We start from the raw sequence: 26,195 nt of genomic DNA on the forward strand, positions 1-26,195 counted from the left end.
GGTGAGCATGTTTCTTGGCATCGATTGCGGCACCCAAGGCACCAAGGCCATCGTCCTGGATGCCGTGAATGGCAAGGTACTGGGCGAAGGTTCGGCGGCGCATCACATGATCAGCGGCGCCAATGGCCGTCGCGAGCAGGATGTGCAGGAATGGCTCGATGCGTTCGAGCAGGCCACCGCCGCCGCGCTGAAAGCCGCCGGTGTGTCCGGCGCCGAGATTCAGGGCATCGGCGTGTCCGGCCAGCAACACGGGCTGGTGATGCTCGATGAAACCGGGCAAGTGTTGCGCCCGGCCAAACTCTGGTGCGACACCGAATCGGCCCCGGAAAACCAGCGCCTGTTGAACTGGCTGGGTGGCGAAGCAGGCTCCTTGGAGCGCCTGGGCGTGGCCATCGCGCCGGGCTACACCGTGTCGAAACTGCTGTGGACCAAGGAGCAGTTCCCCGAGCTGTTCGCCCGCATCGACAAGATTCTGCTGCCCCACGACTATCTCAACTACTGGCTGACCGGGCGCTGCTGCAGCGAGTACGGCGATGCGTCCGGCACCGGGTATTTCAACGTGCGCAGCCGCCAGTGGGACCACGGCATTCTGCAGCATATCGACCCCGACGGGCGCCTGGTCAAGGCTTTACCGCAACTGCTCCAGGCCCATGAGCCGGTGGGCACGGTGCTGCCGGCGATCGCCGAGCGCCTGGGCATTAACCCCGAGGCCATCGTTTCCAGCGGCGGCGGCGACAACATGATGGGCGCCATCGGCACCGGCAACATCGCGCCGGGCTCGATCACCATGAGCTTGGGTTCGTCCGGGACCGTGTACGCCTTCGCCAGCGAGGCGAACGTCAGTGCGCAGCCTTCGGTGGCGACCTTCTGCTCGTCCTCCGGCGGCTGGCTGCCGCTGATCTGCACCATGAACCTGACCAACGCCACCAGTGCGATTCGCGAGTTGTTCGCGCTGGACATCGGCGCCTTCAACGCCGCCATCGCCTCCTCGCCCATCGGCGCCCAGGGTGTGCTGATGCTGCCGTTTCTCAACGGCGAACGGGTGCCTGCCCTGCCCCACGCCACCGGCAGCATCCTGGGGCTGGACAGCACCAACCTGAATCAGGCCAACTTGTGCCGCGCCGTGGTCGAGGGCACGACATTCGGCCTGCGCTACGGCCTGGACCTGTTGCGTGACAGCGGCATCAAGAGCGCCAACATTCGCCTGATCGGCGGCGGCGCGAAGAGCGCGATCTGGCGGCAGATCGTCGCCGACATCATGGACACCCCGGTGATCTGCACCACCGGCACTGAAGCGGCGGCGCTGGGCGCGGCGATTCAGGCGGCCTGGTGTCACTCGTATGCCAACGGCAAGCAGGAGTCGCTGCAGGCCCTGAGCGAACGCTGCGTGAGCCTGGACCCGCAGAGCGAAACCCGCCCGATGCCCGAGCATGTGGCCGCGTATCAACAGGTTTATCAGCACTATCGCAATCAATTGCAGGGCCTCTGACGCCTGGCGTCGGCCCTTAACGGAGCACCTATGTATCTGGTCTGTGGCGAAGCACTGTTCGACTTTTTCAGTCAGCCGGACAGCAGCGCTGATCAAAGCAGCACGAATAAAGTCGCGTTTCAGGCGGTTGCCGGAGGCTCGCCGTTCAACGTCGCGGTGGGCCTGCGCCGGCTGGGCGTGGAATCGGCCTTCTTCGCCGGGATTTCCACCGACTACCTGGGCAAGCGTTTGGCCAGGGTGCTGGAAGAAGAAGGCGTGCGCGATGACTTCCTGATTCATCTGGACGCGCCCACCACGCTGTCGATGGTGTCGGTGGGCGCCGATGGCTCGCCGCAATACAGCTTTCGCGGCGAAGGCTGCGCCGACCGGCTGTTGACCATCGAGCAACTGCCGACCCTGGACAACAGCGTGCGCGGCCTGCACGTGGGTTCCTACTCGCTGGTGGTGCAACCGGTGGCCGACGCGCTGCTGGCGCTGGTGCAGCGCGAAAGCGGCAAGCGCCTGATCACCTTCGACCCCAACGTACGCCTGAATCCGGCGCCGAGCATCGAACTGTGGCGCGAGCGGGTGGCGAAATTCGCCGAACATGCGCACCTGATCAAGGTCAGCGATGAAGACCTGCACCTGCTTTACCCCGACCTTGACGCCGAAAGCGTCGCCAAGGGCTGGCTCAAGGACAATTGCCAACTGGTGATCATGACCCGCGGCCGCCAGGGCGCGACGGTGTTCACCCGCGATCAGGGCCACTGGTCCGTGCCAGCGCGCGAAGTGAAAACCGCAGATACCGTAGGCGCCGGCGACACCTTTCAGGCCGCGCTGATCACCTTCCTCACCGAACGCGAACTCGACACCCCCGCAGGCCTTGCCGGGATCGATCGCGACACCCTGACCGCCATGCTCGATTTCGCCGTCGCGGCAGCGGCCGTGACCTGTACTCGGGTTGGGCCCGTTTTGCCGTATCGGGATGAGGTGAAGTAGGTCACGACAGAACTTGCCGGCGAGGCACTCTTGAAATCGCCCCGCCGGCAAGCCGTGCTGCTACGGGGGCGCGACCTCAGGCTCAGAAATAAAAAAGGGGCAGCCGGTCGACACCGCTGCCCCTTTCCTTTTACGCACCCGCAAAACCGGCCGAACCGGTTCCTCAGGCCATTTCCGCCTTGGCCATGGCGATTTTCGTCTTGACCTCTTGCTCGGCGATTTGCTGCTCGGATTTCTGCTTCTGCAGATCGGCGACTTTCTTGTCCACCGCTGCCTGCTCTTCCGGCGTCATGGCGTCGTACTCTTCCTTTGAAACGCCGGTCAGTTGCTGACGCACCTTCTCGGCATCGCTCTGGTTCATGTACGCCAGGAACTGGTCTTTGGCCGAAAGGGCCGCTGACGCGCTGGAGTCGCTGTCGCTCACCGCCGCGATGTCGCTGTCGACGGTTTTGGTCACGCTGTCCGAAGCCGCCACCTGTTTGTCGGCGCTGGCGGCGAACGCAGCAGCGGCAGCCGCCTTGTCGTCGTCAGTCACTTGCACAGCGTTGTTGGCCATGGCTGCCTTGAGGTTCACCATCATCTTGGCGAAGGACTCGTTGTAGCCCTGGTCGGTGCTGCTCTGGGTGGAACTGTCGGTACTGCCCGCGATCGCGGCGACCGGCGCCGAGGCGGTTGCCATGGCGCTGGTGTAGGCATCCTTGTCCGTCGTGTCGTAATGCGTGTTGGCCACGGCCTTGGACACGAAGTGCTGGATGGCACTGTTACCAATGATCATCTTTCACCTCCTTATTCAGGTTCGATGCATCGGCGGTAGCAGCAAAAGCGGTGCCACAACCTGTTACATCTTCTGTAGGCCTTGTCCTACAGCACCTGGAGGTGTTTCCGCGAGAAATGGAAAAGCGGCAAAGGCGGCCCGTCATTGCCGACAACGGCAGGTGCTGGCCGCTCCACGGACGACATCGTTTGCTGGCAATGGCGCATTCAAGATCGATCCCGCGGGCAAGCCCGGCTGCTACGGGTCAGGGGGCGTGCTCAGGATTTGCAGGCATCTTCCCTCTCGTAGCAGCACGGCTTGCCGGCGGGGCGTTCTCAAGGGCAATACCGCCGACAAGCCGGACTGCTACGTCGGAGGATCGAGCTCTTGCAGGCGCAACCCCCAGTCGCGCAGCGACGCCACCACCGGTCCGACTTCGCGGCCCTTGGCGGTGAGCAGGTATTCCAGGCGTGGCGGGTGTTGCTCGTAGAGGCGCCGCTCGATCAGGCCGTGGGCCTCCAGCGATTTCAGGCGGGTCGACAGGGTGCTGGGTGCGCAGCCTTTGAGCGAATCCTGCAGATCCTGGAAACGCCGGCTGGGATTGCGCAGCAGATCGCGCAGAATCAGGATCACCCAGCGCTCGCCGATGATCTCAAGCGCAGTGATCACCGGGCAAAAAGCGTAGGTCACAGGTTCTGACGCGGGTGTGGATTTGGTGTCTGACATGGGCCGGAGTCTAGCAAGGGCACCCGCGGCTGAACAGCCGCCAGCGGTGCTCAGGCCAGCCTGCTCAGGTCCAGCTTCTGCCACGGCACCGGCATCGAGAAGTAATACCCCTGCGCCTGCCCCGCGCCCATCTCCCGCAGCAGCTGCAGGGTGTCGGCATCTTCCACGCCTTCGGCCACCACACTCAGCCCCAAGGATTCGGCCATGCGCACGATGGCGCGGACGATGGCGCGGCTGCGCGAGCTGGTGGTCAGTTCCAGGGTGAAGGACTTGTCGATCTTCAGACCACTGAAGCGATACTGATGCACATAACTCAAGGACGAGAACCCGGCGCCGAAGTCGTCGAGCACCACCGACACGCCATTGGTCGCCAAATGCTCCATGGTCTGGCGAGCCAGCTCGGGCTCGGCCACCAGCGCGCCTTCGGTCAGTTCCAGACAGATCCGAGACGGCGCCACATCGTGCTGGCTGAGCAAGCCCAGCACTTCGTTGGCGAATTCAGGGCGGCTGATGCTGTAGCTCGAACAGTTCACATGCACCGTCGGCCAATGCGCATGTTCCGGCTGGGCGAGCATGGCCACCACCTGTTGCAGCATGTAGAAGTCCAGCCGGCCGATCAGGCGCAGGCCTTCCAGCGCTGGCAGGAAATGCCCCGGCGCGATGATCCGGCCATCGGGCTGACGCCAGCGGATCAGCGCCTCCAGCGCCAGGATCTGGCCGCTTTCCACATCGATGATCGGCTGGAAGTATGGCAGCAATTCATCAGTGCGCTTGAGTGCGTTACGCAGCGCGGTTTCCTGCTCCATCTGGTCGGAGACCTCGCGGCGCACCTCCTGGTTGAACACCGCGTAGCTGTCGCGGCCGGCGTTCTTGACCCGGTACATGGCGGTGTCAGCGTCGCGCAGCAGGTCGGCCGGTTCGCTGTGAAATTGCAGATCTGCGGCCACCACGCCGATGCTGCACGAGGAAAACACCGCGTGGCCGTCGATGTAGAACGGCACGTCGAAGGCCAGCAGGATTCGCTCGGCGATGGCAATGGCAACATCCGACGGCGCCGAATAGGCCAGTACCGCAAACTCATCGCCGCCCAGACGCGCCAGCAGATCGCTGTCGCGCATGCAACTGCGCAGGCGGTCGGCGGCCTGGATCAACAACAGGTCGCCGGAATGATGGCCCAGGCTGTCGTTGACCATCTTGAAACGGTCCAGATCGATGAACATCACCACCAGTTCACGACCCTGATCGCAGAATTCGCGCCACGCGCCCTGCAGGCGCTGTTGCAGATGGCTGCGGTTGGGCAGCCCGGTCAGCGAATCGTGGGCGTTCTCATGCTGCAGCTTGGCGTTGGCATAATCCAGCTCGCGGGTGCGGTCCTGAACCCGTGCTTCCAGGCGCTGGTTGGCAGTCTGGATCGCTTCGGCGGCGCTGCGCCGGGACAGCGCGGTGTCGATATGCCGGGAAACGAAGGTCAACAGGTCCTGATCGCGCAGCGAATAGCTGACATGGGGCGAATAGCTCTGCACCGCCAGCACGCCGCGTACCACGTCGCCATCGAACAGTGGAATGCCCAGCCAGGAACAGGAGCGGTTGATCTCGTTCTGGATGGTGATCTCGCCGCAGGCTTCCAGCCGCCGGGCCTCGGCGCCGTCGATCAGGCACGGGCGGCGCTGGCGGATCACGTACTCGGTAAAGCCGCGCTCGCCCCGGCGCGGGTTCGGGCGCCGCACTAGGCGCTCGTCCACGTAATAGGGGAATGTCACCTCGCCGGTCGAGTCGTCGAACAACGCAATGTAGAAGTTCAGGGCGAACAGCAACTCACCGACGATCCCGTGCAGGCGCTCGAACAGATCGGCCATGTCGCCGGGTTGACTGGACAGCTCGGTGATCTGGAACAGCGCGCTTTGCAGGTGCTCGGCCCGCTCGCGGTCGGCCACTTCGTTGCGCAGCGCATCGTTGAGGCGCGACAGCTCAAGTGTGCGACGCACCACGGTTTCTTCAAGGTGGGCGCGGTGCAGGATGCGATCCAGGGCCATGGCTACATGGCGAGCCACCACCAGAAACAGTTCCTGATCCTCGACGCTGTAGAGCCGCGACACGTCATAGACCTGCATCGCCAGCATGCCGAACACATCGTCCGAGGCGTTTTTCAGCGGCGCACCCATCCAGAATTCCGGACGATGGCCCACGCAATGGAAACGCTCCTGGGCCTGGGCCCGCTCGATGTCAGCGGCGTCGACGAACAGCGGCTGCTCGGTGGTCAGCACGTAACCGGTCATCGACAGCCGCTCAGGATCGAGGAATTCCTGGGTCTCGGCTTCCAGCGCGTCGACGTCAGTGATGTCGATGTAATACGGATAGGTGATCTTGCCGCTGTGGGCCTCGTACAGCGCCAGGTAGAAGTTTTCCGCGTCGATCAGCGTCGACAGCTGCTCGTGCACGCCCTGCAGGAACGCCGAGCGATCACGCGTGGAGCTGGCCAGATAGCTGATTTCGTAGAGCACCCGCTGGGTGGCCTGAGCCCGGGCCAGCGCATCGGCCTGCAAGCGCAGCCCCAGCCTGCTGGCCAGCGCCTGCAGAAACGGATTGCCCGACTCGCGCTCCGGCGTCAGCAACCAGCCGAGCGCCGACTCGCCCTGCCCGGTCACCCAACGCTGCAGGGCATGATCGCGACAAAAGGCATCGAAACCTTCGCGAGGAATCAGTTTCGGCCATTCGGTGGTCTGCGCGCCCTGAGCCAGCAGGTGCATGTGCTGGTTGGCCCGATAGGCGGCCCAACTGAGGTCCGGAGCCGCTTCTTGCGCCGCGCGCAGCAAGGCGTCGAGCGAGTGCTCATCGCCCGTCAAGGGAAGAGATTGCGCCCCATCGCTGTGTGGCCGGGCCATCGTGTCAGTGGAGGATGGCGAGCGCTGCGTTGGGTTCGATACATGAAAATTCACAGGCGCTCCATTGCCAGCGTGGGACTGGTCTATCTTCATGGGGTCTGACAGATGGATGCAAGCGCCATATCGGAAATTGCTGCCTGTAAACGACGAAAAAGTCCGCATTTCACGACATTTCCCGTGATGCGTACCGGGTTATCGGCAGACGGCCATTTAAATGAAAGAAATCCCGTGCACGTTGGTCAGCTGAACCGACACGCGCCACCTCTGTCCTTCTATTGATCGACGCATCCGCAACACCGTCCTGCCCATGCAGAGATTCGAAGCCTTTTTGCCCAACTGGAGATGATCGACATGATCAAGACTTACAGCTATGCCGCGCAAAAACCCACCGACCGCCTGGCCCCCTTCCAGATCGAACGTCGCGACCCCGGCGCCGATGACGTGCAGATCGACATTCTGTTCTGCGGCGTCTGCCACTCGGACCTGCACACCGCACGCAACGAATGGAACAACACGCTGTACCCGTCGGTGCCCGGCCATGAAATCGTCGGCAAGGTCACGGCCGTGGGCGCCAACGTGAAGCATTTCAAAGTCGGCGATCTGGCGGGCGTCGGCTGCATGGTCGACAGCTGCCAGCACTGTGCGTCCTGCGCCGAGGGAGACGAGCAGTATTGCGAGAATGGCTTCACCGGGACTTATAACGGGCCGGTGTTCGGTGGCGAAAACACCTATGGCGGTTACTCGGACAAGATCGTGGTGAAGGAGAAGTTCGTCCTGAAGATTTCCCACAGCGACAACCTCGCCGCCGTGGCACCGCTGCTGTGCGCCGGGATCACCACTTATTCGCCGCTGCATCACTGGAAGGTCGGCCCCGGCAAGAAAGTCGGCGTGGTAGGCCTCGGCGGCCTGGGCCACATGGCGGTGAAAATCGCCCACGCCATGGGCGCGCATGTGGTGCTGTTCACCACCTCGCCGAACAAGCGCGAAGACGGCTTGCGTCTGGGCGCCGATGAGGTCGTCGTATCGAAAGATCCCAAGGAGATGGCGACTCAGACCAATCAGCTGGATTTCATCCTCAACACGGTGGCTGCGCCTCATGATCTGGATGCATTTCTGAACCTGTTAAAGCGCGACGGCACCATGACCCTGGTGGGCGCGCCGGATCATCCGCATCCCTCGCCTTCGGTGTTCAACCTGATCTTCAAGCGCCGCAGCCTGGCGGGGTCGTTGATCGGTGGCGTCAGGGAGACCCAGGAGATGCTGGATTTCTGCGCCAGGCACGGGATCGTTTCGGATATCGAGATGATTCACATGAAGGACATCAATGAGGCGTACGAGCGGATGGTCAAGGGGGATGTGAAGTATCGGTTTGTGATTGATATGGCGACATTGAAGGAGGAGGCAGCCTGATTCAACTGCAGTCGCGGCATGAACCGTGATCGTGTTCATTGCCGCGGGTGCGGCACCTGCTTTTTGTTCTGGCTAACGCCAGACCTGTTTCGACTTCGTCGAGTTACTTGGAAAAGACCCCCAAGTAACTCGACGAAGTCGAAACAGATCTGACGTTAGGAAGAGCGCTCTTGATCTTGATCTCTGGCGTTAGCCAGAACATCGCGTCAGGTCAGGCGCCAAAAAACTCGATGACACAACGCAAAGACCGGATTGCCCCTCTACTGCGCCTTCTTCCGATAAGCCATCGAATCATCAATCCGCTTGAGTATGTAATCCCCCGCCGCCACCGCCGGATAAAGACTCTCACCCGAATCAATCCCCAAATCACAAGGATCAACAACAGCGCTGTACGTAGGATCGTAAAACGTCGCGATGGAATACCGCTCATGCCCCGACTTGTTGATCACCCGATGCAAGGTCGAACGGAAACGGTCGTTCGACCAGCGCGCCAGCAGATCCCCAACGTTGACCACCAGGCTGCCCTCGATCGGCGTCGCGTCGATCCAGCTGTTGCTGCCCAGCTCCCGCACCTGCAAGCCGCCGCTGTTGTCCTGATACAACAGCGTGATGCAACCATAATCGGTGTGCGGCGCAACACCGAACTGATCGGACTCGGCCATCGGCGGATGCGGTGGGTAATAGACCATCTGCGTGCGTTGCAGGCGTTTGCCGTATTTGGGGGCGAAGAAGTCCTGCTCGATACCCAGGCCCACCGCCACTGCCTTGAGCAGATCAGCCCCCGCCAGGCCGATTTCTTCGTAATAGGCATCCAGCGCCAGGCGCAACTCGGGCATGAAATCCGGCCATTGGTTCGGCCCGCGCAGCGCTTCACCGGCCAGCACGCAGGGGTCGTCCTCGGGCAGCTCCAGGCCCATGCTGAAGAACTCCTTGAAATCCGGCTTGGTCGCCTCGTACATCAGCGCCCCGCCCAGCGCATGCCAGCCGCGATGGCGTTTGTTCACCGCAACGCCGCGCTTGGTCTCGGCGGGGTAGGCAAAGAAGGTTTTCGCCGCGGCCATGGCGTTGTCGATCACTGACTGAGACACGCCATGGTTGATGATGTAGAAGAACCCGGTCTCGCAACAGGCCTTGCGAATGGCCTCGCCGGCACGGGCGATGGCGGCTTCGTCGCCCTGGCGCACGCCCGCCATGTCGATCAGCGGAAGGTTGGCGGTGGCAGTCATACGGGCTCCTCATGGGGTGGATGGCGGCAGCTGTATAGACAGGGGTAAGCATTTCCCATGCCGCAGAAGAAAACGCGATAGCAGGTACACCATCCACGTAGCAGCACGGCTTGCCGGCGGGGACGTCCGCAAGATCGCTCCCGCCGGCAAGCCGTGCTGCTACGGACCGCATTCAAGCGTTCAGAAGTTTCGGTATGCCCCAGCAACGGGCACGGGGAACCCATTCGGTGCAACTTTTGGTGACATCCTCCCGGCGCCTTTCCCCGGCGCCGCGTCTGAGCCCGCGATCTCAACCTGTGCCATGAACTGGCCTGCATCTTGCCTTGGCTGTCTATACAGCTTGCCCAGGGACTTCCATGCGCCGCTATCACTCAGGTTCGGATTTTCGTCGCGCCCACAGCATCGCCGAACTGGCCCACATGGCCCGTCGGCGCCTGCCGCATTTCGCCTGGGAATACCTGGAAGGTGGTGCCGAGGAAGAACTGACCTTGAAGCGCAATCGCCAGGCCTTCGCCGAGGTCGACCTGCTGCCCAAGACCCTGGTGCCCTGGCAGACGCCCGACACCCATCGCACCCTGTTCGGCCGTGGGCAATCCCTGCCGATGGCCATCGCCCCCACCGGCTACAACGGCATGCTGCACCGCGATGCCGACATTCATCTGGCCCGAGCGGCCACCGAACGCGGCCTGCCGTTCACCCTGAGTACGGTGTCCACCAGTTCGCTGGAGCAGATCCGCGCCGCCGTGCCTGACGTCAATCTGTGGTTCCAGCTGTACAGCATGAGCGACCCGGCGGTGCAGGAAGACCTGATCCAGCGCGCCGAAAACGCCGGTTGTCAGACCCTGCTGCTGACCAGCGATGCCGTGCTGCTGGGCAATCGCGAATGGGACAAGCGCAACTTCGCCCGCCCCCGGCAGTTGAGCCTGCGCAACAAGCTCGATGTGCTGCGCCATCCGCGCTGGGTCAGGCAGGCACTGTGGCCTCAGGGCATGCCGAGCATGGCCAATCTGGATCGCTACCTGCCTGCCGATCAGCGCAACGCCGCAGGCGCCGCGCACTTCATCGGCGAGAAAATGGAGAAGCAGCTGAATTGGGCCTTTCTCGCCCGGCTGCGCGAGCGCTGGCCACACCGGCTGCTGCTCAAGGGCGTGATGCATCCCGATGACGCCGAACAGGCCGCAACCCTTGGTCTGGACGGCATCGTGGTGACCAACCATGGCGGGCGGCAGCTGGACGGTGTGCCTGCCAGCCTGGATTGTCTGCCCGCTATCGTTGACGCGGTCAAAGGCCGCCTGAGCATCCTGCTAGACAGTGGCATCCGCCGCGGCACCGACATTCTCAAGGCCTGCGCACTGGGCGCCGATGCCGTGCTGCTGGGCCGCGCGACGCTGTATGGCGTTGCTGTCGGCGGCCAGGCGGGCGCCGGCCATGCGCTGGATCTGCTCGCCAACGAACTGCGCCTGGCCCTGACCCTGCTCGGCCAGCCGGACCTGAATCAACTGCACGCCCGCCGCAATTCCGGCGCTGGCGCCTCCTTTACCGTGAGTTGAACCCATGAGCGACGTGCAACAGACCCTCGACCAGTTACGCGCGGCCCTCGGCGAGGCCCAGGTGCTGACCGGTGACGCGATCAACCCGCGTCACCACAGCGACTGGACCCGCCACGCGCCGGCCTGCCCGGCGGCACTGATCCTGCCCAGGGACACTGCCGACATCTCCACCGCCCTGCGCATCTGCAACGCCGCCGGGCAAAGCGTGGTGCCACAGGGCGGCATGACCGGGCTGGCCGGTGGCGCTGTGCCTCGCGCCAGCGATTTTGCCCTGTCGCTGGAACGCCTGCGCGGTATCGAGGAGATCGACGAAGCGGCGGCCACCGTCACGGTCAAGGCCGGCACCACGCTGCAAGAGATCCAGCAGGCCGTGGCCGACGCAGGCTACCTGTTCGCCCTGGACCTGGGGGCCCGCGGCTCGTGCCAGATCGGCGGCAACATCGCCACCAACGCCGGGGGCAATGCGGTGATCCGCTACGGCATGACCCGCGATCTGGTGCTGGGCCTTGAGGTGGTTCTGGCGGATGGCCGGGTGTTGAACCTGATGAACAAGATGATCAAGAACAACTGCGGCTACGACCTCAAGCAGAACTTCATCGGCAGCGAAGGCACCCTGGGCGTCATCACCCGCGCGGTGCTCAAGATCGCGCCGCAGCCAGGGCAGACCACCACCCTGCTCTGCGCCCTGCCCGACTACACCAGCGCGGTGGCCCTGCTGCGCCGCCTGCAGCGCAGCGCCGGCACGCCCCAGGCCTACGAGCTGATGTGGCAGGACTTCTTTCGCATGGGCGTGTCGTGGCTGGAAAACCCGGTGACACCGATGCCCGACCACCATCCGCTGTACGTGCTGCTGGAGTCCTCGGCCAGCGCCGATCTGCTGGAGCAGACCCTGCAAGCCGCCATCGAGGCCGGTGAGGTGGTCGACGCCATTGTCGCCAGCTCCCACACCCAGGCCCGCAGCCTGTGGAAGATCCGCGAGGCCACGGGTGAATTCCCGGTGCGCATCGCGCCGCTGAATTTCGACATCAGCCTGCCCATCGGCCAGATCGGCGAGTTCGCCGATCTGTGTCGCCAGCGCCTGGACCTGCGCTGGCCGGGCAATCACAGCGTGTACTTCGGCCACATCGGGGACAGCAACCTGCACCTGACCGTGGACTGCAACAGCCTGCCGCAACCTGCGCCAGTTCTGGAAATCGAGGAACTGGTGTATCGCGCGGTGGGTGAACTGGGCGGCGCGGTGTCCGCCGAACATGGTATCGGCCTGCTCAAGCGCGAGTTCCTGCACCATTCGGTCAGTGACGAAGCGCTGGACGCGATGGCCGAGCTCAAACGCTGTTTCGATCCGAACAACATCCTCAACCCCGGAAAAATATTCGGCTGACCGCCGAAGAAGGAGCGCGCACCATGCAACTCGATTTTCCATTTGGCAGCACCTTGAAAAGCCTCGGCATCGCGGTCGCACTGGCCTGCCTGCCCCTGGCGGCACACGCCGACCAGTTGGCCGATGTGAAGAAGGCCGGCGAGCTGGTGGTCGGTACCGAAATGCAGTTCGCCCCGTTCGATTATCTGGAAGGCGGCAAACAGCAGGGCCTGAACGCGGAGCTGTTCGCCGAGCTGGGCAAGGAACTGGGGGTCAAGATCAAGTTCCTCGACCTGCCGTGGCCAAGCGTGTTGCCGGGTCTTGAAGCGAAGAAGTTCGACGTGGTCGCCGGCCCGATCATCGTCACCAAGGCGCGCAAGGAGCGTTACCACTTCGTCTCGCCGATTGCCGAAGCCACTGTGGCGCTGATGGTCGGCGCCAAGGACGACAGCATCAAGAAACCTGAAGACATCGCCGGCAAGACCGTGGGTGCGGGCAAAGGCTCGGCGCAGCTCGAAGAGCTGAAAACCTTCGCCGCGACCTTGCCTGCAAAGGTCACCATTCGCGAATACGTCGACAACAACCAGGCCTACGCGGACCTCGCCGCCAAGCGCATCGTCGCCGTGGCCAACTCGTTGCCGAACATCTCCTTCGTCGCGGCGCAGAAGGCCAATCTGTACAAGGTGGTGCAGCCGCCGTTCGGCAAGAAATCCTACTTCGCCTACCTGGGCCGCAAGGATGCCGACGCCGACAGCCTGATCGCCGCGCTCGACGCCGCCATGCTGAAGATGCACGACGACGGCCGCCTCGCTGCGCTGCAGAAGAAATGGCTGGGCGCGGAGATGGACGTGCCTAAAGGCGATTTCGAGCCGACCTGGTAACACCGCAACGCCTTCTCTGTAGGAGCGAATTCATTGGCGAACGGGTTGGACAAGCGACACCTCTTCATCGTCTGACCTGCCTTCGCGAATGAATTCGCTCCTACAGAAGGTTTGCGTCGTATTCGAATCCCTGGAGTCACACCGTGTTCGATTGGCCCTTGCTACAACAGAACGCCCCGCTCCTGCTCGACGCCCTGTGGGTGACCTTGCAGGTGTCGATCGCGGCGCTGGCGATCGGTTTCGTCATCGGCGTGATCGTCGGCAGCCTGCGGCTGTCCCCCGTGCCGCTGCTGCGGCGGCTGGGCGGCGCCTATATTTTCGTGTTCCGCGGCATTCCGCTGCTGGTGCAATTGCTGTTCATCTATTACTTCCTGCCGCGCATCGGCCTGCCCAACGTCTCGCCCACCGTGGCGGCGGTGATCGGCCTGTCGCTGGCGGCCGGGGCCTACATTGCCGAGATCATGCGCGGCGGTTTCATGGCCATCCCCGGCGGGCAACTGGAAGCCGCTGGCCTGCTGGGCCTGAACGCCCGGCAGATGCTGCTGCGCATTCGTGTGCCCCAGGCCGTGCGCCTGACCCTGCCTTCGCTGGTCAATGAAATGATCCTGCTGATCAAGGCCTCGTCGCTGGTTTCTGTGGTGGGCCTGGCCGACCTGACCCGCACCGCGCAGAACCTCGCCGCCAGCGACTACATGTTCGTGCAGGACTACCTGATGCTGGCCGGCTTCTACTGCCTGATCAACATCCCGCTGGCGTACTGCGGCAGCCTGCTGGAACGCCGACTGAAGGAGCGCGGCGCATGATCTTCGACCCGACCATCATCACCGACCATCTGGGCGACATCGGCTCGGGCTTTCTCGTCACCCTTGGCACCTGGAGCAGCGGCGTGGCCCTGGGGATGGCGCTGGGCATGCTGATCGCCATCGCCCAGGTGTTCGGCAACAACCTGCTGCGCGCGCCGCTGCGGGTGTTCATCGAGTTGATTCGCAGCACGCCGTTTCTGGTGCAGCTGTTCCTGATCTACTACGGCGGGCCGTCGTTCGGCCTGAGCCTGGACCCAGTGCCCGCCGGGATTCTGGGCCTGGGCGTGTATGGCAGCGTGTACTTCGCCGAGATCTTCCGCTCGGGTTTCGAGTCGGTCGCCCGTGGCCAGCTGGAAGCGGCCGATTGCCTGGGCATCACCCGCCTGCAATGCATCTGGCGCATCCAGGTGCCGCAGATGCTGGTGATCATCCTCCCGGCGCTGGTCAACATGATCACCGTGTTGTGCAAGGAAACCGCCGTGCTGTCGATCATCACCATCCCGGAACTGACCATGGTGCTGACCGGCATCGGCTCGGAAACCTTCGCCTTCGTCGAAACCCTGCTGATGCTGTGCATCGGCTATCTGATTCTGGTGGAACTGTGCTCGCGGCTGGGCATGCTCCTGGAAACCCGCGTCGGCCGCTTCATGAACAGGCAAGCACGATGAACAGTTTTCTGATCCCAAGCGGCGCTGCATCTGCCGATTCACGTGAGAAACAAGGTGACAGCATGAAAACCGATGCAAGCGTACCCGGCGCGCAGCCCACCATTCTCAAGCTGAGCCAGGTCGGCAAAAGCTTTGGCGCGCTGCGGGTGCTCAAGGGCATCGACCTTGAGGTGCGGCGCTCTGAAGTAATGTGCCTGATCGGCCCGTCCGGTTCGGGCAAGAGCACGCTGCTGCGCAGCATGGCGTTCCTTGAGGAATACGACGAAGGCCAGATCCACATCGAAGGCCAGTTGCTCGGCTGGCAGGAGACCGACAAAGGCCGCAAGCGCGCGCCGCAGTCGCAGATCAACCAGGTGCGGCGCAACGTCGGCATGGTCTTCCAGCAGTTCAACCTGTGGCCGCACATGACCGCGTTGGGCAATGTCTGCGAGGCCTTGCGTCAGGTGCGCAAACTCTCGGCGATTGATGCGCGCAAGCGCGGCATGGCGATGCTGGAAAAGGTCGGCCTGGCGCACAAGGCCGACAACTACCCGGCACAGCTCTCCGGCGGCCAGCAACAGCGGGTGGCGATCGCCCGGGCGCTGGCGATGGAGCCGCACATCATGCTGTTCGACGAACCCACCTCGGCGCTGGACCCGGAGCTGGTGGGCGAAGTGCTGCAGGTGATGAAAACCCTCGCAAAAGAAGGCATGACCATGGTCGTGGTCACCCACGAAATGGGCTTTGCCGCGCAGGTGGCCGATTCGGTGATTTTTCTCGATCAGGGCGAAGTGGTCGCCCGCGGTACCCCGCGCGACATTTTCCACAACGCCAGCCAGCCGCGCTTGCAGCAGTTCTTGCAGAATTATCTGGATCGCAATGCGTTCTGGCAGGGCGGCGGTACCTGATGGCTCACCTCGATCCGTAGCAGCACGGCTTGCCGGCGGGGCGGTGTGTCAGTCGATGCATCCGTCACAGATACACCGCCCCGGCAAGCCGTGCTGCTACGGGATCGGCATTGATTGGGAGGATCGCACATGGACAAACCCGTGCCCCAGGCTCTGTATCGCCAGGCCAAGGAGTTCGTCCACGGCAAACTGGCCTCGGGCGAATGGAAACCCGGCGATCTGATCCCCTCGGAAAACCGCCTGGTACTGGAACTGGGCATGTCGCGCATGACGGTCAACCGGGCGCTGCGTGAGCTCAGTGAAGAAGGCCGGCTGGTGCGGGTGTCCGGGGTCGGCACCTTTGTCGCCCAGAGCAAGCCGCAATCGAACCTGTTGCAGATCACCAACATCGCCGACGAAATCCTCGCCCGCGGCCATCGCTACCGCTGCCAGGTCCTGCACCTGGCGCGGGAAGCAGCGTCGATGCCCATCGCCTCCGCCCTCGCCTTGCCCACCGGCGCCTCGGTGTTTCACCTGCTGTGCGTGCATTTCGAAGAAGACGTGGCGGTGCAGCTGGAGGATCGCTACGTGAATCCGCAGACCGCGCCGGACTTTCTGCACCAGCCCTTCGGCGATCAACTGCAGTCGGCGCGCTACCTGCTGCAGATCATCCAGCCGGATGAAATGGAGCACATCGTCGAAGCCAGCCACCCCAGCGCCGACGAGGTTCGGCATTTGCAGATCGACGCCAGCGAGCCGTGCCTGGTGCTGATGCGCCGCACCTGGAACAAGGAGCGGGTGGTGACCTTTGTGCGGCTGATTCATCCGTCTTCGCGTTATCGGCTGGGCAGCCGTTTACCGGTTACGGGGGCCTATCAGAACACCTGACAACCGGTCGGCGGATTGTTCGAACGCCTGCAGCTTCATGCCCTCGAAGTCAGTAAGTCCTGTCCAGTCGGACTGCTGAAGAGGTGCATATGACCAATCAGAACCCAAAGACTGCTGAACGCCACGACCCGGGTATCGACCCGGACCAGAAAACCAGTGACGAAAACAGCTACACCCCTGACTTCGAGCCTGAGGAACATCAGTCGCCGGATACCACCAAGGAAGAGAATCAGACCGGCGAAACCGACCGGGATATCGATACCGCCGGTGGCTGACACACCGTACATCCCCTGTAGGAGCGAATTCATTCGCGAATGGCCGTACGGACGACACGTCTTCATCGTCTGACCCACCTTCGCGAATGAATTCGCTCCTACAGAGGGCACGCCGTCGGCAACATCGTGGATTTGTCCATTGCATAGCTGGCTAATCAATCGGCACCATAACGCTTTCGCCTGCCCTGGCAGCTCGGTCTGCCGCGTTTTCCGGAGCGTTGTCGATAATGGTCCAGCCCGCCCAGTCCTCTGCCCAAGAGGCGCCACGTACTCACGATAAACTCACCTCCCGCGAATTTCGCGGCATGGTCGCCATTCTGCTGTCCATCGCCCTGGCCACCCTCGATACGGCCATCGCTAACACCGCCCTGCCCGCCATCGCCGCCGACCTCAAGGCCTCGCCTGCCGCCTCGGTATGGATCATCAATGCCTACCAACTGGCCGCCGTTGCCACACTATTGCCCTTCGCGGCGCTGGGTGGCGTCGTGGGCCAGCGCAAGGTTTATCTGGGCGGGCTGATGCTGTTCGTGCTGTCGTCGGCGCTGTGCACCTTTGCCTGGTCGCTGGAAACCCTGACCATTGCCCGCGTGCTGCAAGGCCTGGGCGCCAGCGCGATCATGAGCGTCAACGCCGGGCTGATCAGTTCGATCTTCCCGCCAGAGCGCCTGGGTCGCGGACTGGGCATGAACGCGCTGGTGGTCGGCACCTCGTTCTCTATCGGCCCGACCATCGCTTCGCTGGTGCTGTCGGTGGCCAGTTGGCCGTGGCTGTTCGCGATCAATCTGCCCATCGGCGTGTTCGCCCTGGTGTTCGCCTGGAACTCGCTGCCGGTGGTCAAACCGGGCAGCCTGACCTTCGACCGCATGACTGCCGTGCTCAACGTGCTGACCTTCGGTGCACTGATCTTCGCCCTGAGCCAGGCCGCCCAGTTGGGTTCGCTGACCAGCGTCCTGATCGCATTGGCGGTGTTTCTGATCTGCGGCGCGGCGATGCTCAGGCGCGAAGCCGGGCACCCGGCGCCGATGTTTCCGCTGGACCTGCTCAAGCGGCCGATGTTTGCCCTGTCGGCACTGACCGCCTTCTGCTCGTTCGCCACCCAGGGACTGGCGTTCGTCTCGCTGCCGTTCTTTTTCGAAACCACACTGGGCCGCGACCCGGTGCAGACCGGCTTTCTGATGACGCCGTGGTCGGTGGTGGTGGCATTGATCGCGCCGTTCGCCGGGCGCATGTCCGACCGCTATCAACCGGGGCTCTTGGGCGGGATCGGCCTGGCGCTGCTGTGCTGCGGGATGATCTCGCTGGCGAGCATGCCGGCCGACGCCAGCGTGATGTCCATCGGCGCGCGGATGATTCTGTGCGGCATCGGCTTTGGTTTCTTCCAGGCGCCGAACCAGAAAGCCCTGATGACCAGCGCCCCTCGCTCGCGTGCCAGCGGCGCCAGCGGCACCATCGCCACGGCAAGGCTGATCGGCCAGGCCACGGGGGCGGCGTTGGTAGCGTTGAGCTTCGGGATTTCCAGCGCCCATGGGCCGGTACTGGCGCTGAGCATTGGTGCGGGGTTTGCGGCGGTGGGCAGTATTGCCAGCGGGTTGCGCCTGGTGACGAAAAACACCGCTAACGCATAGTTTCCTCACCTTGTAGCAGCACGGCTTGCCGGCGGGGCTTTTGATTCTGCCCGGAGGGCGTGGGAGCCTGGCTTGCCGGCGATCTGGCGCGAAGCGGCAGCTAACCGGGTGCCTGCGGTGTGTCTGAGAGAACGAAGGCGGATGGTTTTGCTGCCGCTGCGCGCCAGATCGCTAGCAAGCTCAACTCCCACGCCCTCCGGGCAGAAGCGAATCGCGTCTGCCCGGAGGGCGTCAAATCACGGCTTGGCAATATCCGTACGATTCACCGCAGGCAACTCCTTGGGCAGGGTCGCGCGCAGTTCGGCCACCTGGCTGGCCTTGACCGCAGGCGCCTGGTTGCCCCAGCTGCTGCGGATGAAGGTCAGCAGTTGCGCCACTTCCTCATCCGACATCCGCCAGGCGAAACCGGGCATGCCCAGTTGCGAAGGCGCCGTTGCGGTGGCAGGCAGTTTGCTACCTGTGAGCACCAGGCGAATCATCGACACCGGATCCTGCGAGAGCACCGACGAGTTGCCAGCGATCTTCGGGAACACCCGCGCATACCCTTCGCCGTCGGTGCGATGGCAGGCGGCGCAGTTGTCGACGTACAGCTGGGCGCCGCGACCGCTCTCCTCGCCTGACTGCAACGCCTTGGCAGTCGCCGGATCGGCCTTGAAGCTCGAGCCCTGGTAGGCGCTCGGCGGCAGGCTTTTCAGGTAGGCCGCCACGGCTTGCAGGTCGGTGTCGTTGAGGTGCTGGGTGCTGTGCACCACCACATCGCTCATCGCCCCGCCCAGTACCGCGTGGGTTTCGCTGCGGGCGCTGCGCAGGGTGGCGACGATGTCGTCGGCGCTCCAGTTGCCCAGGCCATCGGCTGGGTTGCCGCGCAGGTTCACTGCGAGCCAGCCGTCAATCACAGGCCCCCCTGACAGGTAGTCGGCGCCGGATTCATCCAGAGCCTTTTCCTGCAAGGTCAGCGCGCGAGGCGTGTGGCAACTGCCGCAATGGCCCAGGCCCTGCACCAGATAGGCACCGCGGGCAATCTGCGGGTCCTTGTAGTGCGAGGCATCGAACGCCACCGCTTGCGGCGCGGGTGCGAACACCTTGAGCCAGATCGCCAGCGGCCAGCGCATCGACAACGGCCAGGGCACGTCGTTGGCGCGGTTTTCAGCCTTCACCGGTTCCACGCCCTGCATGAAGTACGCATACAGCGCGCGGATGTCCTCGTCGCTGGTGCGCGCGTAGGACGGGAACGGCATGGCCGGGTACAGGCTGTCGCCGTTGGCCGCGATGCCGTGACGAACGGCGCGGTCGAACTCGTCCAGCGAGTACTTGCCAATCCCGGTGTCCTTGTCCGGGGTGATGTTGGTGCTGTACAGCGTGCCCACCGGCGAGGCGATCGGCAGGCCGCCAGCGAACGGCTTGCCGCCATGGGTGGTGTGGCAGGCGGTGCAGTCACCGGCATCGGCCAGGTAGCGGCCTTTGTCAATCAACGCCTGATCGATGTTCAGCGAGGCATTCAACGCGGGGGTCGAGGTCGGCCACAGGGCAAAGGTGAACAGCACCACGAACACCAGCACACCCAACGCGATCAGGCTCAGAAGAAACTTTTTCATGGTCGTTTCTCCTTATGCCTGAACCAACGGGCCGGGGTTTTTCAGGTACTGCTCGCGAATGGCCTTGGCAGACCAGTACGCCAGCGCACCCACCATCCCGGTCGGGTTGTAGCCATTGTTTTGCGGGAAGGCGTTGGCGCCGATGGCGAACACGTTGTGCACGTCCCACGACTGCAGGTACTTGTTGAGCGCCGAGGTCTTCGGATCGCTGCCCATGATCGCGCCGCCGCAGGTATGGGTGCTCTGGTACTTGGTGATGTTGTAGTGCTCGCCGGGCTTCTTGGCGTCACCAGACATGGCCGTCGGGTTGAGGATCTTCGACATTTCCATGGCCTTGCCGACCAGGAACTGCGAGGCCTTGACCTCGTTGTCGTGCCAGTCGAAGGTCATGCGCAACAGCGGGCGGCCGAAGGCGTCCTTGTAGGTCGGGTCCAGGCTCAGGTAGTGCTGCTTATAGGACATGCATGCGCCCTGCACTTCGAAGTAGAACGAGTGACGGAAGGCATCGCTGGCCGCCTGCTTCCAGGCCGTACCCCAGTTCGGCGTACCCGGCGGCACGTTGATGCCGCGAATCGGACCGGCACCCGGCTGACGTGCCCAGACAATACCGCCACCGACGAAACCGACCTTGCCGTTGTCCAGCTGGTTGCCGTTGAGGTTGTCCATGGTGGTACCGGCGCCGCCGATGCCGATGAACTGGTTGGCCTGCACGTCCTTGTCGAAGAACAGCACCACGCGGTTGAGGTTCTGGTAGGAATAGTTGCGCCCCACCGTACCCTCGCCGGTTTGCGGGTCATACGGCTTGCCGATGCCCGATAGCAGCATCAGGTGCACGTTGTACAGCGAGAAGGCGCACAGCAGCACGATGTCGGCCTGCTGCTCGACTTCCCGGCCCTGGGCGTCGAGGTAAGTCACGCCGGTGGCTTTCTTGCCGTCGCTGTCCAGGTTGACCTTGAGCACTTGCGCGTGGGTGCGCAGCTCGAAGTTCTTGCGCTGGCGCAGCACCGGCAGAATGCTGATGTTGGGGCTGGCCTTGGAGTAGTTCAGGCAACCGTAGTCGCTGCAGAAACCGCAGGCGTTGCACGGGCCCATCTGGCAGCCGTACGGGTTGACGTAAGGGCCCGAGGCGTTGGAGGCGGGAATCGGATACGGGTCCCAGCCCATCTCGCGGGCGCCCTTGTAGAACATCTCGGCGCCAAGGTAATTGGGGTTGGGCCCCAGCGGGAATTCACGGGAACGCGAGCCTTCGAACGGGTTGCCGCCGGGCTGCTTGACGCCCTGGATCACACCGGCCTTGCCCGAGGTGCCGCAGACGTATTCGAAGTGATCGAAGTGCGGCTCCAGGTCTTCGTAGCTGATCGGGAAGTCCTGGATGCTCATGTCGGTGGGGATGAATTTCGCGCCGTAGCGCTGCTCGACATTGCTGCGCAGCTTGAAGTCTTCCGGCAATGCGCGGAAGTGGCAGCCGGACCAGTGACTGCCCGCGCCGCCCACGCCGGTGCCCGGCTTGAACGAGCCCATCTGCCGATACGGCACGGCGGTGCCGTTGGGGCTGTGACGGGCGGTGACGGTTTCCTGGGCCAGGCTTTGCAGATAGCGGCGATGCACCGAGCCTTCCAGTTCGTCGACCACTTTGGGATAGGCGAAATCCGGCTGGGTGTCGCGATCGGCGCCACGCTCCAGCACCACTACATTCAAACCGGCGTCGGTGAGTTCCTTGGCCAGGATCGCCCCGGTCCAACCCATGCCGACGATGACGGCGTCCACTTTAGGTTTTGCATTTGCCATGTTCAGCCCCTCCGCCCGGCCAGATCCACCGGCCCGAATGGATACGGCTTGTCGCGCACCGTGACCCAGTCCATGTAGTCGGCGCGCATGCCCGGATAACCGATCATTTTCCACGCGCCCATGTTCTTGTTCCCGCCGTGGGACGGGTCGGCGAAGTAGCCGTTGCGCACCTCGCTCAGCAGGTTGCTGAAGAACAGCTTCGAGGAAATGTCTTCCAGCGCCAGCTTGCCGCTCTCGGCGGCCTTGAGCAGTTCTTCCTGTTGCGGATGGGACAGCTGGGCGAAGGTCTTGCCGGAGAAGGTTTTCTTGCAGCTGGCGTCCATCGCCTTGATGCCGATGCGCAGGGTTTCGCGCAGGTTCAGACGGCCCTGATAACCGAACTCGGGGGCGGCTTCCAGAAACGGTCCCTGCATGTACCAGATCCCGCCGTTGGCGTACGGGGTCTGCATGTGCCGGTCGAGAAACTCCGGCACGCCCAGCTCGACGGCGCCGGGGCCGACGTGGTCAGCCGGGATCAGCCGGTCGCAGGCGGCGATCAGAAAGGCCCACTCTTCAGGGGTGAAAAAGGTCGGCTTGTAGTCGCCGGCGGCCACTGCCGGTGCGGCTTGCGAGCCCTGAGCGGCATCGCTGGCCGGGGTCTGGGCGAAAGTGGCGGTGGGAAGGCCGGTGCTGGCCAGGGTCACAACGGGGATCAGGGTCAGCGACTTGCGCAGAAAATCGCGCCGCGCCGGTGACGTGTCGTCATCGAACATCGGTTAGTACTCCTCGGTCTGAACACGGGTGTGCTTCGGTTTCTTTTTGTGTTTGTTATTGCGGCCTCTTGTCGTGGCTCTCGTTTTGAATCGTCCGGGCGCAGCCTGCACAAGCCACTGAACCCGGCGATTTGATCGCCAGCTAATCATTAGATAGCTAAGCAATCAGGCGTTACTAAAACAGCTATTGCCGTGCTCCGCCACGAGCACGACGGGTTAAACGTTTCATCAGATCTTGAACTGGCCCACCAGGGCGCTGAGGTTGCCGCCCAGTGCCGACACGTCGCGCATGGTGCGCGCGCTCTGCTCGGTTTCTTCGGCAAGGTTTTCCACCGCACCGGCGATCTGGTGCACGCTGCGGTTGATCTCTTCGGCCACCGAGGTCTGCTCTTCGGCGGCGCTGGCGATCTGCGCGTTCATGGCATTGATGGTGCCGATCAGGCCCGAGATCGAATCCAGCGAAACACCCACTTCGTTGGTCTGCTGGTTGGCGCCCTCGCCCGCTTCGGTGGAACGGCGCATGGCTTCGACCGAGGCATGGGTGCCTGTTTCAAGGCGGGTGATCATCCCCTGGATTTCCTGGGTGCTCTGCTGGGTGCGGCTGGCCAGCGCGCGAACCTCGTCGGCGACCACGGCAAAGCCTCGGCCTGCTTCACCGGCGCGGGCAGCCTCGATGGCGGCGTTGAGCGCCAAGAGGTTGGTCTGCTCGGCAATCGAGCGGATCACATCGAGCACCGAGACGATGGAGCGCACGTCCTGTTGCAGGCTGTCCAGGCTGGTGCCGCTCAGGCGAATGTCATCGACCAACGAACTCATGCCACTGATGCTGGTGCCCACCACCTTGCGTGCGGCCTGGCCTTGCTGGTCGGTTTCTGAGGCGGCTTCGGCGGCGCGTTGCGCGCTCAGGGCGACTTCCTGTGCGGCAGCGGACATCTCGTGAATGGCCGTGGCCACCTGATCGGTCTCTTCGCGCTGACGCTGCATGGCCTGCTCGGAGCGCAGGGTCTGTTGCGTTGCCTGCTCCACCAGGCCTGCGAGGTCGGTGGTCATCTGCGCGATCTGCCGCACCATGGCGTGGATCTTGTCGACGAACAGGTTGAACGAGGCCGCCAGATCGCCCAGCTCGTCGCGGCTGGTGACCACCAGACGGTGGGTCAGGTCGCCGTCGCCGGCAGCGATGTCATCCAGGTTGGTCTTGAGAATGCGCAGCGGACGGACGATGCCGTTGGCGGTCCAGATACCGGCGGCAGCGGTGATCAGCAACAGGATCAAGGTCACGACGAACACGCTGACCAGGATGCTGCGGGTGCGGCTGGTGACAGCCTCCTGCTCCAGCACCATGGCGGCGTCGATGTCGTCCATGTTGATCGCGCTGCCCAGCACCATGTCCCATTTGTCCAGATACACGGTGTAGCCGAGTTTGGGCACCTGCACCGCTTCGTCACCGGGCTTTGGCGCGGCGTAGTCGATGTAATGCTTGCCGTTTTTGGCGACCTCGACAAAGGTCTGGTAGTGGTAGGAGCCATCCGGATCGCGGGTGTCCCAAAAGCTCTTGCCGATCCCGGCCGGGCTGTCGCCACGGAAGACCCGCACGCCCTTGGTGTCGTAACCGAAGAAATAACCGTCGTCGCCGTACTTCATCGGCTTGAGCAGCTCCAGCGCCTTGTCCCGCGCGGCCATGTCGCCCTGGGCGGAAGCATCATGCAGCGGCTTGATGGTGGTCAGCGCGACGTCGACGTAGTTTTTCAGCACCTGGCGGTTGCGCTCCACCAGCTGTTCACGGGTTTCCTTCATTTCCTGATTGGCGCTGCTTTGCAACATCCACGAGGCCACGCCACTGAGAATCAGGGCGAACAGCAACGCGGGGATGATGGCAAGACACAGCAGCTTGCTCTTGACGGTCAACTTCATGAGACGAATCACCTCCTGGTCGTGTGGTCTTCCACTATCGGCCGGTGATCGTACATCTTGAAATAATTTGATGGCAAATTGACGTCAACCAGTTGGCAGCTTTATTGACGTTGCAGAAGATGCGGCCCTTGGGCGCTAGCGTTCGCGCAATGACAATTCGTGGTCGACGGCTGTTCTGCCCTTGCGATTGGGCAGCGGGCAGTTCTCGCAATAGGCCAGACCGCCGACCAGATAGCGCACGCAGCACACCCGGCGCTGGCGCTTGAGTCCGGCCTGCCCGGCCAGTTTCAGATAACGCACCGGCTGGTACAGCGGGTTGCGCGTGCCATCGGGCAGGTGTTGCGTGGCGAGCAGTTCACGGCCGTGGCTGAGATCGGCATGGGGCATCGCCCCGGCGAGCACGCCCAAAAGCCACTCGAAGTAATTGCCGGCGTTGCTCCACAGGACCTTGGGCGAGACATTGACGTGGCCGGCGATGGCGTCGATGAAGGGTCGCATGTGGTCTTCGATCAGACCTGCGAAACGCTCGAAGGGGTCGGCGGGTTTGGGTGTCCAACGCTGGCCAGGATCGGGGAGCTTGAAGGCCTGGGGCATGCCCTGCTCGTCGAGCACCAGTTGCAGTTGGTTCAGTTGAAGTGGCAGGCGATGGTCGAGAATCAGCGATGCGGCGACCACCGGCGGAATCAGTTTGATGAAATAGTACTTGGTCCAGATCGACGCCAGGCCGCGTCTGTCGCCTTCGGCGTACTGCGCGCTGAAGCGGCCGAGCATTTCGTCGAAGCCATCGGCGCCCAGCAGCCTCGGCAATGGCACGGCGGCACGCGGGTCATCGTGCAGCACCAGCACGTCGCGATAGTGCGCGAATTCGGCAATGAACAACGGCGCCAGCGCGGCAATCATCGCGCGGGCGCCGTGTTTGCAGGGCAGCTGTTAATGAGGTTGACGCCGCGCCAGCACCAGCAAGCCCTGCTCCAGCGCCGGGAACAGGCTGTTGTTGAAGTTGTTCCAGCGCAGTTCCAGGATGGTGTCGTCCGGGGCGATCGGCGTGTCGAGCACGTCGAAAATCACCTCGCCCGAATCGATGCCGTTGTCGACGTAATGGAACGACGCGCCGGTCATGTCCACCACCGGGATGTCCACGGTCTCGAGGGTTTTCCAGTCGATCACCTTCTTGCCCCGGGCGCCATACAGCGCATCGAGGGTCGCATAGGCGCCGCGGCGCTCGTAAGGCGATTCCAAGCGCGTGATGCCTGGATGAATGTTGACGATGCGGCGATGGAAATCCGCGCCCGGACGCACCAGTTCATCGAGGATCACCAGCAGCCCGTCGAGCACCACCACCTCGGCTTCTAGGGCATGCAGGCGCTCGCCCAGACGCCGCTCGAAATCCGATTTGCCCGCCGGCCGGCCAGCATCGCCCAGCGGCAGCGCGCGGTAGGTGGACGGCACGTTTTCCAGCAATTCATTGACCAGCCGGCCCTGGACCTTGAGATCAGCTGGATAGAACCAGTGCTCGCCCTGCCCCGGCGCGAAGCCGTATTCCTTGATGCTTTCGCGGTCGCGGGCCGATTCGGGGTTATCGTCGCAGATCACTGCTTCCAGGGAGTAGTAATCCCCCAGCGGCGTGTCGTTGAGCGCCTGCACCAGATATTCCAGCGGCGACTTCATGTAGCGTTTTTCGCCGTGGTAATCGACGTACTGACCGGCCTTGTCGGCCGAGCCGTTACGCAGCGACCAGACGTAAACAAGTTTGGTTTTCTGCATGGGT

Annotated in this window: 21 protein-coding genes and 2 pseudogenes; 12 read left to right on the top strand and 11 right to left on the bottom strand. The window is 63.3% G+C overall.

Annotation, left to right across the window (positions count from 1 at the left end; all coding sequences use genetic code 11):
• The first annotated feature begins 7 nt into the window (after nucleotides 1-7).
• Together xylB and AC1MEK_RS02395 are read left to right on the top strand one after the other, a co-directional pair.
• Nucleotides 8-1,489, top strand: coding sequence for a xylulokinase (gene xylB / locus AC1MEK_RS02390; RefSeq protein WP_480394656.1), 1,482 nt, complete (start codon nucleotides 8-10; stop codon nucleotides 1,487-1,489).
• 30 nt (nucleotides 1,490-1,519) lie between these two features.
• A complete protein-coding gene (locus AC1MEK_RS02395) occupies nucleotides 1,520-2,467 on the top strand; it encodes a carbohydrate kinase family protein (RefSeq protein WP_480394657.1) in 948 nt (315 codons plus the stop codon).
• Nucleotides 2,468-2,630: 163 nt separating this feature from the next.
• On the opposite strand, the gene AC1MEK_RS02400 is transcribed toward AC1MEK_RS02395, so the two are convergent.
• From AC1MEK_RS02400 to AC1MEK_RS02410, 3 genes are all read right to left on the bottom strand, one after another.
• On the bottom strand, nucleotides 2,631-3,242 hold the full coding sequence (locus AC1MEK_RS02400; RefSeq protein ID WP_480394658.1) for a hypothetical protein: 612 nt from the start codon (nucleotides 3,240-3,242) through the stop codon (nucleotides 2,631-2,633).
• Nucleotides 3,243-3,587: 345 nt separating this feature from the next.
• A complete protein-coding gene (locus AC1MEK_RS02405) occupies nucleotides 3,588-3,947 on the bottom strand; it encodes a winged helix-turn-helix transcriptional regulator (protein ID WP_480394659.1) in 360 nt (119 codons plus the stop codon).
• 50 nt (nucleotides 3,948-3,997) lie between these two features.
• Nucleotides 3,998-6,829 (bottom strand): sensor domain-containing phosphodiesterase, encoded by a 2,832-nt coding sequence (locus tag AC1MEK_RS02410; RefSeq protein ID WP_480394776.1) that lies wholly within the window; start codon nucleotides 6,827-6,829, stop codon nucleotides 3,998-4,000.
• 351 nt (nucleotides 6,830-7,180) lie between these two features.
• On the opposite strand from AC1MEK_RS02410, the gene AC1MEK_RS02415 reads away from it, so the two are divergent.
• Nucleotides 7,181-8,239: an NAD(P)-dependent alcohol dehydrogenase gene (locus AC1MEK_RS02415; RefSeq protein ID WP_480394660.1), complete on the top strand. Its 1,059-nt coding sequence runs from the start codon at nucleotides 7,181-7,183 to the stop codon at nucleotides 8,237-8,239.
• Between the two features lie 260 nt (nucleotides 8,240-8,499).
• On the opposite strand, the gene AC1MEK_RS02420 is transcribed toward AC1MEK_RS02415, so the two are convergent.
• Nucleotides 8,500-9,465 (bottom strand): isopenicillin N synthase family dioxygenase, encoded by a 966-nt coding sequence (locus tag AC1MEK_RS02420; protein WP_480394661.1) that lies wholly within the window; start codon nucleotides 9,463-9,465, stop codon nucleotides 8,500-8,502.
• Nucleotides 9,466-9,821: 356 nt separating this feature from the next.
• On the opposite strand from AC1MEK_RS02420, the gene AC1MEK_RS02425 reads away from it, so the two are divergent.
• The 9 genes from AC1MEK_RS02425 to AC1MEK_RS02465 all read left to right on the top strand — a co-directional run bounded on the left by AC1MEK_RS02425 (nucleotide 9,822) and on the right by AC1MEK_RS02465 (nucleotide 18,381).
• Nucleotides 9,822-11,015 carry an alpha-hydroxy acid oxidase gene (locus AC1MEK_RS02425; RefSeq protein WP_480394662.1) on the top strand — a complete coding sequence of 398 codons (1,194 nt, stop codon included), beginning with the start codon at nucleotides 9,822-9,824 and terminating at the stop codon, nucleotides 11,013-11,015.
• Nucleotides 11,016-11,019: 4 nt separating this feature from the next.
• A complete protein-coding gene (locus tag AC1MEK_RS02430; RefSeq protein ID WP_480394663.1) occupies nucleotides 11,020-12,396 on the top strand; it encodes an FAD-binding oxidoreductase in 1,377 nt (458 codons plus the stop codon).
• 23 nt (nucleotides 12,397-12,419) lie between these two features.
• Entirely contained in the window at nucleotides 12,420-13,256 is an 837-nt protein-coding gene (locus AC1MEK_RS02435) for a transporter substrate-binding domain-containing protein (protein ID WP_480394664.1), read from the top strand.
• Nucleotides 13,257-13,399: 143 nt separating this feature from the next.
• The gene (locus tag AC1MEK_RS02440; RefSeq protein WP_480394665.1) at nucleotides 13,400-14,059 is read left to right on the top strand and encodes an amino acid ABC transporter permease; all 660 of its coding nucleotides are present in this window, start codon (nucleotides 13,400-13,402) and stop codon (nucleotides 14,057-14,059) included.
• Nucleotides 14,056-14,727, top strand: coding sequence for an amino acid ABC transporter permease (locus tag AC1MEK_RS02445; protein WP_480394666.1), 672 nt, complete (start codon nucleotides 14,056-14,058; stop codon nucleotides 14,725-14,727). The genes AC1MEK_RS02440 and AC1MEK_RS02445 overlap by 4 nt, the downstream gene beginning before the upstream one ends.
• 62 nt (nucleotides 14,728-14,789) lie before the next feature.
• Nucleotides 14,790-15,614, top strand: a complete 825-nt coding sequence (locus AC1MEK_RS02450) for an amino acid ABC transporter ATP-binding protein (protein WP_480394667.1) — start codon at nucleotides 14,790-14,792, stop codon at nucleotides 15,612-15,614.
• Nucleotides 15,615-15,743: 129 nt separating this feature from the next.
• Nucleotides 15,744-16,481, top strand: coding sequence for a histidine utilization repressor (hutC, locus tag AC1MEK_RS02455; RefSeq protein ID WP_480394668.1), 738 nt, complete (start codon nucleotides 15,744-15,746; stop codon nucleotides 16,479-16,481).
• Nucleotides 16,482-16,570: 89 nt separating this feature from the next.
• Entirely contained in the window at nucleotides 16,571-16,756 is a 186-nt protein-coding gene (locus AC1MEK_RS02460) for a hypothetical protein (protein WP_480394669.1), read from the top strand.
• A gap of 305 nt (nucleotides 16,757-17,061) precedes the next feature.
• Nucleotides 17,062-18,381, top strand: coding sequence for an MFS transporter (locus AC1MEK_RS02465; RefSeq protein WP_480394777.1), 1,320 nt, complete (start codon nucleotides 17,062-17,064; stop codon nucleotides 18,379-18,381).
• A 236-nt stretch (nucleotides 18,382-18,617) separates the two neighbouring features.
• On the opposite strand, the gene AC1MEK_RS02470 is transcribed toward AC1MEK_RS02465, so the two are convergent.
• The 7 genes and pseudogenes from AC1MEK_RS02470 to AC1MEK_RS02500 form a co-directional block, all read right to left on the bottom strand.
• Nucleotides 18,618-19,976 carry a c-type cytochrome gene (locus AC1MEK_RS02470; RefSeq protein ID WP_480394670.1) on the bottom strand — a complete coding sequence of 453 codons (1,359 nt, stop codon included), beginning with the start codon at nucleotides 19,974-19,976 and terminating at the stop codon, nucleotides 18,618-18,620.
• A gap of 12 nt (nucleotides 19,977-19,988) precedes the next feature.
• Complete coding sequence (locus AC1MEK_RS02475) at nucleotides 19,989-21,764, bottom strand: GMC family oxidoreductase (RefSeq protein ID WP_480394671.1); 1,776 nt, start codon at nucleotides 21,762-21,764, stop codon at nucleotides 19,989-19,991.
• 2 nt (nucleotides 21,765-21,766) lie between these two features.
• Entirely contained in the window at nucleotides 21,767-22,516 is a 750-nt protein-coding gene (locus tag AC1MEK_RS02480) for a gluconate 2-dehydrogenase subunit 3 family protein (RefSeq protein ID WP_480394672.1), read from the bottom strand.
• 228 nt (nucleotides 22,517-22,744) lie between these two features.
• A pseudogene (locus AC1MEK_RS02485) lies at nucleotides 22,745-23,254 on the bottom strand (methyl-accepting chemotaxis protein); the annotation flags it as partial.
• A 348-nt stretch (nucleotides 23,255-23,602) separates the two neighbouring features.
• Nucleotides 23,603-24,427: pseudogene (locus AC1MEK_RS02490) on the bottom strand (cache domain-containing protein); the annotation flags it as partial.
• Nucleotides 24,428-24,562: 135 nt separating this feature from the next.
• Nucleotides 24,563-25,327 carry a siderophore-iron reductase FhuF gene (fhuF, locus tag AC1MEK_RS02495; RefSeq protein ID WP_480394673.1) on the bottom strand — a complete coding sequence of 255 codons (765 nt, stop codon included), beginning with the start codon at nucleotides 25,325-25,327 and terminating at the stop codon, nucleotides 24,563-24,565.
• A gap of 30 nt (nucleotides 25,328-25,357) precedes the next feature.
• Nucleotides 25,358-26,191, bottom strand: coding sequence for a formyltransferase family protein (locus AC1MEK_RS02500; protein ID WP_480394674.1), 834 nt, complete (start codon nucleotides 26,189-26,191; stop codon nucleotides 25,358-25,360).
• Nucleotides 26,192-26,195 lie beyond the last annotated feature (4 nt).

This window comes from Pseudomonas sp. 2 (genome assembly GCF_056627435.1).